The organism is Methanobrevibacter sp., from assembly GCF_017468685.1.
Taxonomy (GTDB): Archaea; Methanobacteriota; Methanobacteria; order Methanobacteriales; family Methanobacteriaceae; genus Methanocatella.
The window spans coordinates 17,659-34,569 of sequence record NZ_JAFUHT010000006.1 but is presented as its reverse complement, the minus strand read 5'-3'; the positions used below and the strand labels follow the sequence as shown (position 1 = coordinate 34,569).

Annotated in this window: 19 protein-coding genes; 10 read left to right on the top strand and 9 right to left on the bottom strand. The window is 33.4% G+C overall.

Annotated features, from left to right (window positions below; genetic code table 11):
• Nucleotides 1-48: 48 nt before the first annotated feature.
• The 3 genes from IJ258_RS00905 to IJ258_RS00895 all read left to right on the top strand — a co-directional run bounded on the left by IJ258_RS00905 (nt 49) and on the right by IJ258_RS00895 (nt 986).
• The gene (locus IJ258_RS00905) at nt 49-426 is read left to right on the top strand and encodes a hypothetical protein (RefSeq protein WP_292801710.1); all 378 of its coding nucleotides are present in this window, start codon (nt 49-51) and stop codon (nt 424-426) included.
• 5 nt (nt 427-431) lie between these two features.
• Nucleotides 432-686: a hypothetical protein gene (locus tag IJ258_RS00900; protein ID WP_292801708.1), complete on the top strand. Its 255-nt coding sequence runs from the start codon at nt 432-434 to the stop codon at nt 684-686.
• Nucleotides 687-773: 87 nt separating this feature from the next.
• Nucleotides 774-986 (top strand): hypothetical protein, encoded by a 213-nt coding sequence (locus IJ258_RS00895; RefSeq protein WP_292801706.1) that lies wholly within the window; start codon nt 774-776, stop codon nt 984-986.
• Between the two features lie 42 nt (nt 987-1,028).
• Here the strand turns inward: IJ258_RS00895 and IJ258_RS00890 are convergent, their stop codons facing one another.
• Genes IJ258_RS00890 through eif1A form a run of 3 tightly spaced genes read right to left on the bottom strand, consistent with a single transcriptional unit; the run spans nt 1,029 to nt 2,802 of the window.
• Nucleotides 1,029-1,646: a KH domain-containing protein gene (locus IJ258_RS00890; protein ID WP_292801704.1), complete on the bottom strand. Its 618-nt coding sequence runs from the start codon at nt 1,644-1,646 to the stop codon at nt 1,029-1,031.
• 50 nt (nt 1,647-1,696) lie between these two features.
• On the bottom strand, nt 1,697-2,470 hold the full coding sequence (locus IJ258_RS00885; RefSeq protein ID WP_292801702.1) for a serine protein kinase RIO: 774 nt from the start codon (nt 2,468-2,470) through the stop codon (nt 1,697-1,699).
• Between the two features lie 26 nt (nt 2,471-2,496).
• Entirely contained in the window at nt 2,497-2,802 is a 306-nt protein-coding gene (gene eif1A, locus IJ258_RS00880; protein WP_292801700.1) for a translation initiation factor eIF-1A, read from the bottom strand.
• Between the two features lie 104 nt (nt 2,803-2,906).
• On the opposite strand from eif1A, the gene glp reads away from it, so the two are divergent.
• From glp to IJ258_RS00865, 3 genes are read left to right on the top strand one after another with little or no spacing between them, the layout of a single operon-like run.
• Nucleotides 2,907-4,130, top strand: a complete 1,224-nt coding sequence (gene glp, locus IJ258_RS00875; RefSeq protein ID WP_292801698.1) for a gephyrin-like molybdotransferase Glp — start codon at nt 2,907-2,909, stop codon at nt 4,128-4,130.
• Between the two features lie 25 nt (nt 4,131-4,155).
• The gene (locus tag IJ258_RS00870) at nt 4,156-4,617 is read left to right on the top strand and encodes a GyrI-like domain-containing protein (protein ID WP_292801696.1); all 462 of its coding nucleotides are present in this window, start codon (nt 4,156-4,158) and stop codon (nt 4,615-4,617) included.
• Nucleotides 4,618-4,625: 8 nt separating this feature from the next.
• The gene (locus IJ258_RS00865) at nt 4,626-4,877 is read left to right on the top strand and encodes a hypothetical protein (protein WP_292801694.1); all 252 of its coding nucleotides are present in this window, start codon (nt 4,626-4,628) and stop codon (nt 4,875-4,877) included.
• 24 nt (nt 4,878-4,901) lie between these two features.
• Here the strand turns inward: IJ258_RS00865 and IJ258_RS00860 are convergent, their stop codons facing one another.
• Genes IJ258_RS00860 through hypD form a run of 3 tightly spaced genes read right to left on the bottom strand, consistent with a single transcriptional unit; the run spans nt 4,902 to nt 7,969 of the window.
• Nucleotides 4,902-6,209 carry a TldD/PmbA family protein gene (locus tag IJ258_RS00860; RefSeq protein ID WP_292801692.1) on the bottom strand — a complete coding sequence of 436 codons (1,308 nt, stop codon included), beginning with the start codon at nt 6,207-6,209 and terminating at the stop codon, nt 4,902-4,904.
• A gap of 7 nt (nt 6,210-6,216) precedes the next feature.
• Nucleotides 6,217-6,921 carry a phosphoglycolate phosphatase gene (locus IJ258_RS00855; RefSeq protein ID WP_292801690.1) on the bottom strand — a complete coding sequence of 235 codons (705 nt, stop codon included), beginning with the start codon at nt 6,919-6,921 and terminating at the stop codon, nt 6,217-6,219.
• Between the two features lies 1 nt (nt 6,922).
• Entirely contained in the window at nt 6,923-7,969 is a 1,047-nt protein-coding gene (gene hypD, locus IJ258_RS00850) for a hydrogenase formation protein HypD (RefSeq protein ID WP_292801787.1), read from the bottom strand.
• Nucleotides 7,970-8,059: 90 nt separating this feature from the next.
• Here hypD and IJ258_RS00845 point away from each other — a divergent pair, with 90 nt between their 5' ends.
• From IJ258_RS00845 to IJ258_RS00830, 4 genes are read left to right on the top strand one after another with little or no spacing between them, the layout of a single operon-like run.
• Nucleotides 8,060-9,745 carry a cytidylyltransferase domain-containing protein gene (locus tag IJ258_RS00845; protein WP_292801688.1) on the top strand — a complete coding sequence of 562 codons (1,686 nt, stop codon included), beginning with the start codon at nt 8,060-8,062 and terminating at the stop codon, nt 9,743-9,745.
• The gene (locus IJ258_RS00840; protein ID WP_292801686.1) at nt 9,726-10,781 is read left to right on the top strand and encodes an N-acetylneuraminate synthase family protein; all 1,056 of its coding nucleotides are present in this window, start codon (nt 9,726-9,728) and stop codon (nt 10,779-10,781) included. Before IJ258_RS00845 ends, IJ258_RS00840 begins: the two co-directional genes overlap by 20 nt.
• An 11-nt stretch (nt 10,782-10,792) precedes the next feature.
• Complete coding sequence (locus IJ258_RS00835; RefSeq protein WP_292801684.1) at nt 10,793-12,214, top strand: sialyltransferase; 1,422 nt, start codon at nt 10,793-10,795, stop codon at nt 12,212-12,214.
• Nucleotides 12,207-13,643, top strand: coding sequence for a flippase (locus IJ258_RS00830; RefSeq protein WP_292801682.1), 1,437 nt, complete (start codon nt 12,207-12,209; stop codon nt 13,641-13,643). The genes IJ258_RS00835 and IJ258_RS00830 overlap by 8 nt, the downstream gene beginning before the upstream one ends.
• On the opposite strand, the gene IJ258_RS00825 is transcribed toward IJ258_RS00830, so the two are convergent.
• The 3 genes from IJ258_RS00825 to IJ258_RS00815 all read right to left on the bottom strand — a co-directional run bounded on the left by IJ258_RS00825 (nt 13,640) and on the right by IJ258_RS00815 (nt 16,911).
• The gene (locus tag IJ258_RS00825) at nt 13,640-14,131 is read right to left on the bottom strand and encodes a DapH/DapD/GlmU-related protein (protein WP_292801680.1); all 492 of its coding nucleotides are present in this window, start codon (nt 14,129-14,131) and stop codon (nt 13,640-13,642) included. The genes IJ258_RS00830 and IJ258_RS00825 overlap by 4 nt on opposite strands.
• 19 nt (nt 14,132-14,150) lie before the next feature.
• A complete protein-coding gene (locus tag IJ258_RS00820; RefSeq protein WP_292801678.1) occupies nt 14,151-15,677 on the bottom strand; it encodes an NERD domain-containing protein in 1,527 nt (508 codons plus the stop codon).
• 61 nt (nt 15,678-15,738) lie between these two features.
• Complete coding sequence (locus IJ258_RS00815) at nt 15,739-16,911, bottom strand: glycosyltransferase (RefSeq protein ID WP_292801676.1); 1,173 nt, start codon at nt 16,909-16,911, stop codon at nt 15,739-15,741.

Here is a 16,911-nt window from a genome sequence, read left to right as displayed (position 1 = left end):
GATTTAAAAGTAAACCTTTATATAAAACCCGATATAAATTTAATTAGTATGATATTTGTAAGTTCATTAAAAGGAATAGTACATAAGTTGCATTTGGATGATTTGGCCAGATCAATGAATGAATGCAGAAAAGATACACGAGGAGGTTTTTTGATTCCAGTTACTGTTAAACTGACTGACCCAGAATATGAACGATACAGGCATCTTGAGATTAATTGGGAAATTTCACCTATAACAAAAGATGATCTTCCGGATGAATTTTCTCCACAGGCTGTCAAAACAGTTGATATGTTCAGAAGAAAAACAATTGATTTGCCATATGAATGCAGATATTGTTTGATTATGAAACAGGAAATATTATATCATGCAATTTTTCAGATGATTTTGAAGATAAAGTTGAATCTGAGGTATATCCGGAGTTTTTAAAAACAATGCATATTGCATCTCTTCATAATCATCCGAAACAATTCTGTTCACCTCCATCTAGCAAAAATTTTCAGATGTTAGGTTTAGAATTTGAAGAATTTGAATTGATTTCTTCTCAAGAGGAATTATGGATTTTGAAGTCAAATGAAATGATTTTTGATGATGAAACAATTGCAGAAATTCGAAAAAATGTTGACGGTTATTTTAATTTAGTTTATGAAGATTCCTGTAATAATTTTGAAAAGATTATTTGTTTTTAGATAATCTTAACAAGGTTTATGGTGATTTTCTACTAGATTATTTAAATAATGATTTTATAAATATTAAATTAGTTAGGAGATATATAAATGAGTAATAATAATGAATTTGAACCTGTGCTTGTAGTAAGGGATGCTGGTTATAATAAAACTAAATTACTTTCTCAAGAATACAGAAAAAAAGTGCAAGATAAAATTAAAAATCCTAATATTCCAACAGGAAAATATAAACTTAAAGAACTTTTTGCCAAAAGAGGAATTATTGTTAATCCTGAAGCAATGTCCTTTCTATATGAATGTTAGAGTATGTTCAGAAATAATTAGTATTTTAGGAGTATTAAACTCCTAAAAGTCTTTTTCATCAAAGTCTATGCCGTCCTTGAATTCGATTTTATCGTCTTCAATTCCAACAAGGTCTTTGAATTCCTTCATTTTCAATGTTTCTTTTTTATGTTCTAAAAATCCGTAGACTGATTTGTGTCTGGATCCATTTAAAATCATTTCAATGGCTTCTTTTGCAACCATGATATTGTCCATTTCACCGATGAGTGAAACGGTTTTTCCATAAATTGCCATGTCGACTTCAGCCATTTCCATAATTATTTCACGTGTTTTTCCGTCTTTTCCAATAATTCTACCTTTATGTCTTGCAAGGGCCTTTTTGGATTTTCCAATGTATAATGGCAAGCTGATAACTTCCAGATAAATTTCATCACTTACAAGTTTAAGTGCAACTTCCGGGTTGAATCCACGTGCAACTGCCTTTACGATATGGTTTGCATTCCAAACCCCTAATGGATCCTCCATATCATCTCTTGGTGTAATGTAAACTGTACCTTCATCGCTGTCAATATCAAGGATGGTTCCAGTTGCATTTTCAATGGATTTTTTCACTTTACCATTGCTTCCGATTAAAGCCCCAACTCTGTTTTGAGGTATTTTTAAATAATCTGTTTCGGGCATAAATATCACCTTTAATTAGAATTAATAATAGTTATTTAATCTGAAATTATTTAAAATTTGGGATTAACATATTCCCAAACTTCTTCAAAACTAGTTTTAACGCCGAGTTTGGTGTATTCACGAACAAGTGTGTTAATGTCTCTTTCAAGCAGTTCCTTTGAAATAGGATTGTCTAAAACAACTGACTGTGAAACGTCAATAATAACAGGTTTTTCATTTAAATTAAGGATATTATAATTGGATAAATCACCATGAACCAGTTTTGCTTCATTAACGAATTTTTTCAATTCAACCAATAATAAGTTCCAGAATTCATCCGGATTTTCAGGGGGCTGGTTTTTAACAGGCTGTGAGGGGTTTCCATCTTCATCGCCGATAAATTCTATAAGTAAAACATTGTTTGCACTTGTTATAGGTTTTGGAACAGTCACTCCAGCATCATAAAGACGGGTCAAGTTCTTAAACTCCTTTGTAACCCATGAATATATGATTTTCCTTTTGTTTTTGGTTTTGACGTTGAATCTCGGATCGCCTTTCAGGTAGTAATCCATCTTTTTAAAATCAGATGTTGCAATCCTGTAAATTTTAACTGCAACGAACTTTTCATCATCTGTAATGCCTGTAAGCACGTTTGCTTCTTTACCGGTACTTATTGCACCGTTTAAAATATCAATGTATCCTTGGTTAGCTAATTTGTATAAAGTCTCTAAAGTAATCTTGTCAAAAATTTCATTTCCGGTTTTTCTCTCGGAATTGTCTTTTCTTCTTTTTTCAGAATGAATTTTTGCATGCTTTTTGTCTGCTTTGGCTACTTTAGGATCCATATAATCAAAAAAATAAGTGGGTGAGACTACATTTTTAAGTAGCCTTTTCTTTCAAGCCAGTTGGACTCAGTTTTTGTGTATCTCCAAATTACATCTGCTTTTTCATCAGATTGGAAATCCCATGGTTTTACAAGGATTACATCTCCTTCACGAATCCAAATACGTTTTTTCATTTTTCCAGGGATTCTGGTCATTCTAATATTTCCATCTGCACAACGGACTTTTAATTTACCGTGTCCCATGATTTGTTCGACTACTCCAGGTATTTCTCCTTTTTTAGGAGTTCTTACTCTTCTGTACTCTTGTTGTTGATTGTTATTAGGTCTTGACAAATACTCTCCTCCAAAATAATAGAATATATCTATAAGATTAAATTATTTATATTTATATTAATATATTATATATTAATTTATTGGATTTTATATAAGTGAGTTTTATGGGAACTGAATTTTTAAAAATTAAGGAATGCGATGAAGCTATTGATATTATTCAAGAATTATTTGATGAGAACTTAAAAGCCGAAAGCGAAGAGATTTTAGTCACTGAAGCTTATGGCAGAGTTTTATTTGAAGATGTTTACTCAAGAATGGATTTCCCACCATTCGACAAGGCATTAAAGGATGGGTTCGCTATTCTTTCATCAGATAGTTTTGGAGCATCAGAGGAATCTCCAAATACTTTGGAAGTCATTGATTTTCTCGAAGCCGGTGCAACTACTGATAAGATTGTTGAAGTCGGCAAGTGCATTGAAATAAGTACTGGTGCTGCAATGCCTGAAGGTGCAGATGCAGTTGTAATGGTTGAATATGCTGAAAAATTGGATGGAAAAGTTAATTTGTTAACCACTGCCACTCCAACTCAGGATGTTGCTAAAAAGGGTTCAGACATTGAAGAAGGCAACTTAATCCTTAAAAAAGGAGATTTCCTAAACCCTGGTAAAATTGGAGTTTTGCTGTCACAGGGCTTTGAAACCATTGAAGTGTATAAAAAACCAAGTGTTGGTATAGTCTCGTCCGGAAATGAAATCACACTTCAGGGTGAGGAATTGGAATATGGAAAAATCTATGATGTAAACGGCGGAATGATTAAAAACGATGCCGTTTCCTGTGGTGCAGATGCAAAATTCTTGGGCGTAATGAGGGACAACTATGATGAAGTAAAAGAGAAAATCATAAAATCTCTTGAGGAAGTAGATATACTATTCTGCTCAGGAGGAACATCCGCAGGTCTTGGAGATGTGTTAAAGCACGTTCTTGATGAATTGGGTGAAGTTCACATTCATGGAATCTCAGTTCAGCCGGGGAAACCAACAATAGTTGGAGTAATCGATGGAAAAATTGTAATAGGATTACCTGGCAATCCCGTATCTGCATTAATGATATTCAATGCATTTGTGGCCGAACCGTTAACAAGACTTGCAGGAATAGACAAGAACTTTGAGCTTAAAACAGTCAAAGGCAGAATAACTAAAAGAATCCACTCACAAGTTGGAAGAATGCAATATCAGCTTGTAAAAGTCGAAGATGAAAATATTCAACCTATATTCAAGGATTCTGGAGCAATATTCTCCCTTTCCACTGCTGATGGTTATGTGAAAATCCCAAAACTAGTTGAACTTGTAGATGAAGGCGAAGAAGTAGAAGTATATTTATTCAATTAAAATTATAATTTAAGTAGGTGTTATTATGGATTATGAAGTAAAAGTAATTCCAGAACAAAAATTAGCGGTTATTAATTGTAAAACTCCAAAATCAGATATTGGCGTATTTTTTTCCATATTGATGGATTGGGTTGATACAGAAGATATTAAAACTGATGGTGAACCATTTATTGTTTATTTCTCACCAAGACATGAAGTAAACGAAGGTGATGTTGTTTATGATGTAAGCATTCCTGTAAAAGATGATCCTGATGAAACAGAAAGGATTCGTGTTGTGGACATGATTGAAAACAAGGTTTTGGCAGGAACTCATTACGGGTCTACAGATAATATAATGGACACTTATGCTGAATTGGTTGAAATCGCGCAGGCTAATCATTATGATATTATCGGATCTCCAAAAGAAGTGCTTATAAGAGGTTTCCATAACTGTGATGATGAAAATGATTTCATCACTGAAATCCAATTGCCTATCATTGAAATGTAGGTGATATCATGGCTAAAAAAGATGAATTTGATTTGGATGAGGAAGTAAAAAGAATCGCTCGAAAAACCAATATTCAAATACAAAAAACAGAATACTCCTATTCTAATCAATTAAAAAGATTAGATAAGGAAATGGATAAGGTTTTAAATGATAAAATTAAATTGTTCGATGAAAATAAGGAAGCTCTTGAAGATTATAAGGACATCGAGTTTGCACACGACACAATTGACAGATATAGAGAAAAATTGAAAAAAATCTAATTTTTCTCAAAAATTCTTTTTTTTCTATTGGCCTACGACTCTTAAATTGTGTACTAATAATTTAGGAATGATGTAGGAACCGTATTGTTTTATTTCAGACTTTAATCCTTCTACACTTTTCATGATTTCAAAGATGTTTCCGGAAATCATTGCTTTGTTAATAGGGTCTGTCAGCTCACCATTTTCAATTTTAAAAGCATTGCTTGCCTCAACTGAAAAGTCTCCGGAAATCGGATTGGCAGTATGTGCTCCTAAAACGCTTGTGGTCAAAACGCCGCTGTCAACTTCAGATAAATCTTTCATTTCGCTGAATTCAAACTGAAGATTTGTCGGTGAAATTGTAGGTGTTGAAAGGTAAGACCCTCTAAGTCCGTTGGAGGTTGTTTTAACGCCTTCGGAGTTTGCAGTGTAGATGTCATAGATGAATGAATTCAAAACACCATTTTTAATCAAATCGGTTTTTTGTGAAACGCTTCCTTCATCATCACATTTTGATGTAAAGAGTCCTTTTTCAAGCAATGGATTGTCAATAATGGATAGTGTTGGATTTGCTATTTCTGTTCCGATTTTATCTTTTAAGATGGATCTTCCTCTGCTCACGTTTTCTCCATTAAAAGCACTTATGAATGTTTGAAGAAGTCCAGTTGCAGCATAATAATCAAGAACTACATCATAATCTCCAGTTTCAACAGGTTTTGTGTTAAGTGAGCTTTTTGCCAAGTCACACACTTCATTAGCTAACTTTTCACCGTCAAGTTCAAACAATCTTGAAGATTGTGAATTGTATGCAGTTGCGATTTCACCGTCTTTTTGGATGGTTACAGACAGTCCCAGACCAAATCCTGTGCCTTCGTTTTCAATTGAAACATCATTTGAGTTTACAATCAATGATCTTCCTTCGCTTGCACTAAAACCTGAGCCTGTTACTTCACATCCACTGTCACTTGCAGCAGAAATTGTGTTTTTCAAAAATTCAACTGCTTCATCAAGGCTCAAATCATTGAATTTCTTATCATAAACATTTTTAACTTCTGTTACTTTTTCAACTTCTGCAAAAGCATAGTTTTCATCCACTTTTGTTAATTTGGTGTTGTCAATAGCTTTAAGACCGGTTTTTGCAATTTCATCCATATTTGAAGTGAATGCAAAACCCTGTTTGTTGTCTTTAATAACTCTGACTCCAACTCCTAATTCTATCTCTTCTTTTGCAAAGTTCAATTCCTCTTTCAGGGAATCCAATTCAATTGTTTTGTTTTCATCGATATAAATCTCGTAAGCGTCACATTTGTTTTCAACTGCTTTTTTAATGTCTTCTGCAATTTCATAAATCATATTATCACTACAAAGCAAATTTTTCAATAGCCTCTGCTACGCCGTCTCCAAAGTATTTTTCACAGGTATATGTGCTTATTTCTTTTAATTTGTCTTCTGCATTTCCAACAGCGATTTTATAACCTACTTCCTTTAGAAAATCTTCATCGTTTTGACTGTCTCCGATTGCCATGACATTTTCCATGTTTATGCCGTTTCTTTCACACAGGTATCTAAGTGAGGTTCCTTTATTGACTCTTTTATCTGTAATGTGGAGTGCAAAACCACTGTCATAGATTTCAAGTTCATCCAAATATTTGAAATCTTCAAGTGCCTCTGCAATTTCTTCTTTGCTTATTGTTTTATAGAATACTGTTTCAGTTAATCGGTACATGTTGTCGTGGGATGCATGTCTGTTGAATTTTTCACCTAATTTCTCTTTCAGGTGTTTTTCAGCAGATGCTACAAAGTCCTTATCCACCATTATTTCAACGGCATTGTTGTTTTCACCTTCCTTGAAAACGACTCCTCCATTTTCACAAACAAGTCCTCCGCTACAACCTATAAGTACTTCGGTTGCATAGGCGTAGTTGACAACATTTCCTGTAACTATGATTGTCGGAATTCCTGCATTTTCTGCTTTTCTTAATGCTTTGATTGCTGATATGCAGATTTGTCTTTTTTCGTCAGTTATTGTTCCGTCGATATCTACTGCTATTGCTTCTATTGCCATTTTATCCCCTTGAATATCTGTGCGCAATGTTACAGGTTCCTTCCTTACTTACCATACATGCTCCGATTGGATGTAAAGGATTACATGCTTTTCTAAATAACTTGCAGTCTTCAGGTCTTGCAAGACCTCTTAAGATAGGTCCGCAGATGCAGCCTTTTGGGGCTTCGTTAACGTCTTTTACTTCAATGTCATATTTTTCACGTGCATTGAAGTCACTGAATTCTTTTTTAACTTCTAAAATTGAATTTGGTATTTTTGGAAATCCTCTCCATTCTCTTGATTCCACATCAAAGACCTGTTCCATCATGTCTACTGCTACGGTGTTTCCTTCTTCGCGCACTGCTCTTTTGTATTCATTTTCGATTTTCGGTGTTTCATTGTGAATTTGTCTTAAAATCATATAGACTGACATTAATATGTCTAATGGGTTGAATCCTGCTACTGCTTGTGGAATTCCGTAGTCTGTTGAGAAGTACTCGAATGGTTTTGTTCCGATTATGGTACATACATGTCCAGGTTGGATTAATGCATTTAAGCTGGTTTCACCGGAGTTGATTAAAAAGTCGATTGCCGGTGGGATTAATCTGTGACATGAAAGCACTGAAAAGTTTTCAGGAGGTGTTGCAAGCAGTTCTGCAGCGGTTGTTGGAGCGGTTGTTTCAAATCCTGCTGAGATAAATGCAACATCATTGTCCACTTTTTCAGCAATTTCAATAGCTCTATTGATTCCGTATACTACTCTCACATCTCCTCCTTCTGCTTTTGCATCTGCTAGGGATTTTTCAGAACCCGGAACCCTTAACATGTCTCCAAATGTGGTTATTGTAACTCCCTTATCAATCAATTCCAATGCTTCATCAATTTCACGTGATGGAACTACACATACAGGGCATCCTGGTCCTGCAATGATTTCCACTTCCTCTGGAAGGAGACTTCTAATTCCATTCTCCATAATTGTGTGTTCATGTGAACCGCACACGTGCATTATTTTAACTGGTGTGGCTAGTTCGTTAATTTTATCTAATAACTTTTTTGACATATCTTTCATATTCATTTTAACACCGAAGATTTAATATTATATTGTAAATATATTATAATTGTATTAATTAAATTTTATTGTAATTTTTAAGGGATAGATATGTTTAACAATAATAAAATTTTAGTAGTTATTCCTGCAAGAGGGGGTTCAAAAGGAATTCCTCGCAAAAACATTCGTTTATTAAATAATAAACCATTAATTTCTTATTCTATTGATATTGCTAAATCATCTGAATATGTTGATGATGTTGTGGTAACTACTGATGATTCTGAAATTGCATTATTGTCAGAAAAATTCGGGGCAAGTGTCATAAGACGTTCTGAAGAACTGGCAGGAGATGAAGTTCCGCTAGACCCTGTGGTATATGATGCAATGATTCAAAAGGAAAAATTAGCATTTGATGAGTATGATATTGTAATCACGCTTCAACCGACTTCCCCATTGCTTAAGGCATCCACTTTGGATAGGGCAATTGAAAAATTTGAAGATTTTGCAGTTGACAGCGTATTGTCCGTTGTTGATGACAGACATTTGAGTTGGGGATTTGATGAGACCAATCAGAGATACTTCCCGAATTATATTGAGAGAAAAAACAGACAATACCTGCCTAAGGACTTTAGAGAAACCGGTGCAATTCTTGCAACACGCAGAAACTTTGTCCATGAGGATTCACGTTTGGGGACAAATCTTGATTTGATAGAAGTTTCACGTCAGGAAAGTGTCGACATTGACAATTATGAGGATTGGTGGATTGCTGAGAATTACTTGCAAAAGAAAAAAATCGCAATTGTTGTAAATGCTTATAATGAAATAGGAACAGGTCATGTTTACAGATGTTTGTCTATTGCTTCAAAATTGGTCTTTCACGATGTGCTGTTCTTACTTGATGAGCAGTATGAACTTGGAATTAATATAGTTGACAATTACAATTATCCGTTTAAATTGTATGATGGGGAAGATGATTTGTTGAATATTTTAAAGAAATATTCTCCACAGATGGTTATCAACGATATTTTAAACACTTCTAGAGAATACGTTACCTGCTTAAAAAATGACGGTTATTTTGTCGTTAATTTCGAGGATTTGGGAACAGGTACTGAAGTGGCGGATGTTGTTTTTGATGCATTATACGAGCATGAAATCGGTGAAAAAAACGTTTTCACAGGCCATAAATATTACATATTAAAAGATGAATTCTATTTCCAACCTCAAAAAATAATTTCTCAGCAGGTATCAAATATTTTGATTACCTTTGGAGGTTCTGATCCGAATAATTTTACTGAAAAGGTCATAGATTCAATTTTATCAACCAGTTATGATGGTAGAATTAATGTTATTTTAGGACTGGGATATCAGGGATTGGACGAATTGATAGATAAATACGAATCCAATCAGTCAATCCAGATTTATCAGAATGTCTCCGACATAAGTGAGTTCATGTTTAAGGCAGATATCATTTTCACTTCTGCAGGAAGAACAATGTATGAGGTCTGCTCACTTGGTGTTCCGACAATCTGTTTGTGTCAAAACGAAAGGGAACTCACTCACGTGTTTGCAAATGACACAAATGGTTTTATAAACATGGGATTGGGAGCAGATGTTGGAAGGCAGGATATAATTGATCAATTTGTTGATTTGGTTAACAACTACGAATTAAGAATTGAAATGAATCAAAAGATGTTATCCGTTGATTTGAAAGATGGTTTTGAAAATATCTGGTCAATAATTCGTGAAGAATATAGAAAATTTGAGTTAAAGGGGCAATATGATGAAAATATTCAATAAATATCCATATCTTATTGCAGAAATTGGAGTTAACTTTTATGACATTGCTAAAAAAGAGGGAATGTCTGACATGGCCGCTGCCAAGTTCATGATTGATGAGGCAAAGGAATGTGGTGTGGATGCAGTCAAGTTTCAGTCATACAAGGCAGAAACTATTGCTTCTAGAAATTCTCCTGCCTATTGGGACCTGTCAGAAGAGCCAACCACATCTCAATATGAATTGTTTAAAAAATTTGACAAGTTTGGTGTTGGCGAGTATCGTGAACTTGCAGAGTATTGCCAACAGATTGGAATCAAATTCTTATCTACTCCATTTGATTTTGAGTCTGTAGACTATTTGGATGAATTTATGGATATCTATAAGATTTCATCATCTGATTTGACAAATATTCCATTCATTAAATATATTGCAAGTAAAAACAAGCCAATATTGCTTTCAACAGGTGCATCCACAATTAATGAGATTAAAGCAGCTGTAAATGCCATTGAGGAAGTTTCTACAGTTGACATTGCTATCATGCATTGTGTTTTGTCATATCCTACTGCATATGAGGATGCCAATCTGTTAATGATTAAGGATTTGGTTGAAAATTTCCCGGATTATGAAATCGGATATTCCGACCACACTAAACCTGATGAAAACATGGCGGTTTTGACTACTGCTTACAATTATGGTGCAACTATTTTGGAAAAGCATTTTACATTGGATAAGACTTTGCAGGGTAATGATCATTACCATGCAATGGACCCTGATGATGTAATCAAGTTTAAATGGAATGTTCACTTTTTATCAAAAATAAATGGGATGAAAAACAAGCAGCCGTTAATTTGCGAGTCTTCTTCTAGGCGTCAGGCAAGAAGGTCAATCGTTGCAGCAAGAAACATCAATAAAGGGGATGTAATAACTGAGGAAGATTTAACATTTAAACGTCCTGGAACTGGAATATATCCTTCTGAAATTGATAATATTGTCGGAAAAACTGCTAAAACTGATATTTTGGAAGATACTTTGCTTGATTTTGACATGTTAGAATGATTGGTGTTTTAATGAGTGTTAGTGTTCGTGAAATCTGTGAAGCATTTTTTAACCTTGAAGAAAAGTATAATTTAAATTATCAGCAGATTCAGGGCTGTTATGCTTGGCAATTGATTAGAATGCATCTTTACTATGACATTACACGAAAAACACAGATATTCAATGCTCCTCAGCAAAAATCATTATCTCTTGCAGATAAGGTTAAGACATTTTTGCCTTTTTTTAAAAATTCCGTATTGAAGAATCCTTTCACTGGTAAATATACTAGGGATATTTTAATTTTTGACCATCCTCGTAAAGTAATTTTTAACGGGGAATATTGTGATATTTACAGTAACTTTTTAGTTGATTTTTTAAAGGAGGATTATTCATTTGAAGTTCTTGAATCCCCTTATTTGAATCATCACTATACTCAAAAACAGGATTATGTTCGCTACACCGATGCAATTCAATTAGGTTCATATGTTCATAAGAAATTTAATAAGGTGAAATTTAGCCAAAAAGAATTGGATCTTATCTTAAAAGTTCAAGACGAGCTTGAAAAAATTTTCAACATCAAACTTAACATTCGCTGGATGCTGACTACACACATTCTGAATTTCCAATATGATTTCAAAAAGTATGTGGAGCTATTCAAAAAAAGAAAACCTAAAATGATTTTTGTCGTTGTGGCTTATGAAAATCATGCTATTGTGGCTGCAGCCAAATCATTAGGCATTGAAGTTATAGAACTTCAGCATGGAACAATAACGGATTATCATTTAGGGTATTCTTATCCTAAAAAAACAAGGTTGAATGGTGAAATTCCTTATTTTCCGGATAAGATATTGTCTTTTGGTGACTATTGGATGAATGAGGACACTTCTCCAATTGTCAGAGAAAATATTATTCCAATTGGTTTTTCATATTTTCAAAAGCAGTCTAAGGATTTTATTGGCCTTGAATCATTTGATAAGCAGGTATTATTTATATCTCAGGGAGTCATTGGAAAGTATCTTTCAGGATTGGCATTTGAATTTGCTAAAAACCAAAAGGATTTGAGAATAATTTATAAGCTCCATCCCGGAGAGTATGAAACATGGAGACAAAATTATCCTGAATTGGTTGAGGCTTCAAAATTTGATAATTTCACAGTAATCGATAACAGTGAAATTCCTTTGTATAAGCTCTTGGCTGAATCTGGTTATCAGGTGGGTGCATTTTCAACAGCAATTTATGAAGGTTTGATGTTTAATTGCAAGACATTCATTTTAGATGTTCCTGGTGTAGAGTATCTTGACGATTTGATTGAAAATGAGTATGTTTTCAAAATTGAGAATGTGGATGATTTAAATAACAATTTGCTTGGTTTTAAACCGACATATTATGATAAAAATTTCTTTTTTAAAAATCTTGATAAGAAATTGTTAAAGAGTGTGATTGATAATGGATGAATATGTGAAGTTCATTAAAAGAATTGGGGTAGTTGGAATTGCAAATATCCTGATATCCATTAGTGGATTGATATTCATTCCAATCATTACTAAAAGTTTTTCCACTGCGGATTTTGGTGTTTGGTCTCAGGTAAATACTTTTGTTTCTTTGGTTCCGAATATTGTTAATTTAGGTCTTCCGTATACTATGGTTAGATTTTTAGCTGCAGAAAAGGACAAAACGATTATCAGACAGTCTTTCTATTCCATGATGCTGTTGGTTTTGGCATCTACTATTGTCATGATTGTGGTGCTTTTGGTATTTTCAAACCAAATAGCAGTTGCTTTGTTTGATGGAAGTATGCAGATAATGTATATTGTTATTGTAATGGCATTTTTTGCATGCCTGGATTTGATGCTTTTGAGCTATTTCAGAACATTTCAGCAAATCACTGTATATTCCACATTTTTGGTATTGCAAACATACATTGGTGTTGTATTCAGTATTATATTGACTTGGATGCATCAGCCTATTGATGTCGTTGTTTTAGGACGTCTGTCAGGATTCTTTTTGGTATTTGTTGCAATGGCTATTCTAATTGTCAGGGAATTGGGTTTTACTACAAAACTTAAGGGCTTAAAAGATGAATTGAAATTCGCTATTCCAACAGTTCCGAATAACGTGTCTTCGTGGATTGTAGATTCAAGTGACAGGATTGTTATCGGAGTATTTCTTGGATCTGTTGCGGTAGGATGCTATTCTCCAGGGTATTCGTTGGGAAATCTTATTTTAATGTTTTTGACTCCATTTGCAGTATTGCTTCCTGCAGTTTTACCGGAATATTACGAAAAAGGTGATATGGATAAGGTGGATACGTTTTTAACTTATTCTCTGAAATATTATTTGCTGATTACAATTCCTGCATGTGTCGGTTTGAGTCTGCTTTCAAAACCTTTGCTTTATATTTTGACCACAACTGTTATTGCAGATAGTGGTTATATGATTACTCCATTGGTTGCTTTGGGAGCGATGTTTATGGGAATCTATGGTATTGTAAATAATATCATTATTTTGGAGAAAAAAACAACTATTTTGGCTCATATTTGGATTGCTGTTGCTGTTTTAAACATTGTTTTAAATGTTATCGCTGTGCCTTATATTGGCATTTATGGAGCGGGACTTGCAACACTGTTTTGTTATTTCTTTGCTTTTGCAGTCACTTTGTTTTATTCAAAAAAATATGCTCGCCTGCCGTTTGACTATAAGTCTATCGCTAAAATAATAATTGCATCAGTTATTATGGGTGTCTTTGTGGTGATTGCAAATCCTGTTGGCATCGTCAGTATAGTGATTGTAGTTGCACTTTCAGTTGTTATTTACTTTGCAGTATTGATTTTATTAAAAGGTATTGACAAAAAAGAGATTAATTTAATTAAAAGTATGGTTTAATGGAATTTTCCTTCTTTTTTCAGTTTTTCGTAGTGTTCAATGTCACGGTATTTAAAGACTTTTGCAGGGTGTCCTCCGGCTATGCCATATTTTTCTATATCTTTTACGATCACACTGCCTGCCTGAATGATTGCTCCTTCGCCAATTTTAACTCCGGGCAGAATTGTAACGCGATTTCCCAACCATACGTTATCCTCGATTGTAACATCTTTTGAGATTATGGTATTGTCATAGGGTATAGCATTTCCTTTGTCGTAGTTGTGGATGCTTGTTATTATCATGCATTCGATGCCTGAATGGAAATTGTCCCCGATAATTACATTGCCGTTTCCTTGAATTTTCATTCCATTAAAATTAACATTGTTCCCTAAGATGGTTTTTGGTGTAGTGTAACTTTCACCATTTACCTTGAAGTTATCACCATAGCTTTTTGCAACCTTCTTGCATCTATGTAGATAAAACTTTTTCTTAATCTCGTTTAAAATCATGTTATCAAAAAAAAAGAAATTAAATTTCTGCAGAACAGTCTGCAGAATATTTACTAAGCAAAACAGCACATTTGTCAATGGTTTCTTGATCTAATTTGATAGTGCTGGTTTTAATTTTATTTAGAAGCTCTTCAATAAATAAATCCTCATCAGTCAATGGCATATTTATTACAACAACTTCATTATTGATAAAACCAACTAATGGTTCAACAAAGCAATTTCTGATATTATTATCATTTAAGAAGTTAATTAAATCTTCACCTAAAGACAATGCTTTTTGTTTAATTTTATCATCCTGTGAAAATTTAGCCTGTTTGGTTGTGTATCTAAATCTTCTTTTATTTCCGTCAAACGGAATCTCTTCAATCTTATCCTCATCAAGTTCAGCAGAACCAATCATATTCAAATTCTCATTTTCCGCTTCCAATCTGAGTTTCGGATTGTATTTTTGTGATAAGAGAGCGTAAATTCCAGTTGGACCTACCACTACATGGTTTATTCCGGAAGAGGATGTAGGAGTGTTAACATTATAAAAAACATAATATTCATCAGAAAGAGTTAATAAGTGTTCTCTGATAATTCTTGTTCTTTCTTCAGTTTGTTTAACATCTCTTGACTTATAAAGTCCATAACAAAGCATTATTACTCCAATGAATATTGTAACAATACCCACACCGCTATTTATAAGTAATATTTCAATAATACTAATAAAGAAAATACCTATTCCCACAATCAAAATGATGTTGTTTGTATCTAAGCTACTTGCATCAAAACCAGGGTCGGGATTTTTAATGGAATTTTTTTCAGGTATTATTTCACCATTATCTGGTTCTGATAAACTGATTTTATCAAATATGCTTTTAGATGATTTATCTTTTTCTTCATTTGGATAATATGCGCTGACGCTTTTGAAAAATTCATTTTTAAGGAAATTCTTTAAAACATTATAATCATTTGTTTTCGGCACCGCAAATTCTTTTCCAAATTTGGATAATACTGCATCAGGTATTGTGGTTCGTGCAGTTTTAAGGTTGGTTTCTTCAACTTCTTGTTCTCTTTTTTCATCATCTGCAATTTTTAACATATTTTCTTCAGAGAAAAAGTCTCCAAGCTTATTAGTAAATGATTTTAAAGAGCGGTCGGGTTCTTCATTTGTCAGTTCTTCAGATGTTGGTTTTTCAACTTTAGATTCTTGTCTAATGGTTTCAAGTTCTTTTTGTCTTTCTTCAAGATATTTGTCCAATTCTTTATTCATTTCATCGTCTAAATATCTTAAAGATCCTCCACAACTGTCACATTCATAATCAAGTATGCTGTCGCTACTTTTAATCTTATATTTTAATCCACAATCTTGGCATTGAACAATATATGAATTATCATATCTGAATGAGTCAATAAATGAGGATTTATTTTCTGTTTCACTATCAGAATAATCTTCTAAGTATTCTAAGTCTCCAGCACATGAAGAACACTCAAATGTTGTGATATCGTCATCATCATCGAGTTGGTATTTTGCACCACAGTTCTTACAGCATACAACTTTCATAATATCCTCTTAAAATTGCTTTTATGATATTACTTTTTAATTTTTATTATTATATATGTTTCTAATATTTGATTATGCATTTTTCATAAATGGATTCAATTTGCTTTTCAACAGTATTCCAGTTATATTTATTTTCTATCAGTTCTCTTCCAGTGTTTCCAAATTTTTTACATAAATCCTCATCATTTAATAATTTATTTATGGAATTTGATAGTTCTTTTTCGTTAAATTCACAAACAAGTCCTGTATTGTCCTTTACCCATGTGTGGATGTGGTTATTTTTTGTTAGTATCAACGGCTTTCTGCAGGCCATTGCTTCAAGTCCGCTTGTGGTAAAAGATTCATATCTTGATGGCATAATGAATATGTCACAATCAACCATGGCTTCGATTTTATCTCTGCCAGTCAGCACTCCTGGAAATATTATTTTATCGGTTAGATCATATTTTTCAATCAGCTTTAAAAGTTCTTCTTTAAATCCATAATCTCCACCCACTATAGCCAATTTTATGTTTTCATTTTTAAGTTCATTGAAACTTTTTATCAATAAATCAAGACCTTTTATTTCATGTATGCGTCCTAAAAACAGTATTAGTTTGTCATTTTCAGAGATGTTGTATTTCGATTTGAATTTTCCTCTGTTGGGTAGGTTGGTGTATTCATCTAAATTTATTCCTAATGGTACAATCTCAATTTTTTCATTTAAAATGCCCATTTTCAGATATTGTTCCTTTTCAATTTCGGTTAGGGCAAAAACTCTAGAAGCATCATGAAGGATATCAAATCCCCATAATTTATCAAAAATGTCTTTTAATTTCTCTTTTTGAAAAAATGGAAGCACGGATCCGTGTGCCTGTAAAACATAGGGGATGTTATTTTTTTTCGCATATCTGTGTGTGGCAATCGCAAGGGAATGTCTGTGCTCATGGATATGGATTATGTCAAAATTGTTGATTGTTTTTTTAATGTATCTGATTGATGAAATCGGAGTGTCAATCGTCATCTTGTTTTTAATTGTGTTTGATAAATTTTTAAAATAGAATACTTTAATTCCATCAACATCCACATTGTAGTTATCTTTATATTTCAATCTTTCATCGCAACTGTCTGTAGTGTAGACACTAACGTTATGTCCGGCTTCAAACTGTTTTTTTGCAATCTGGTATGATGCATTGACTACTCCTCCATGTGCAAAGCATGGAGCAAATGATGGTACAACATGTAAAATATTCAT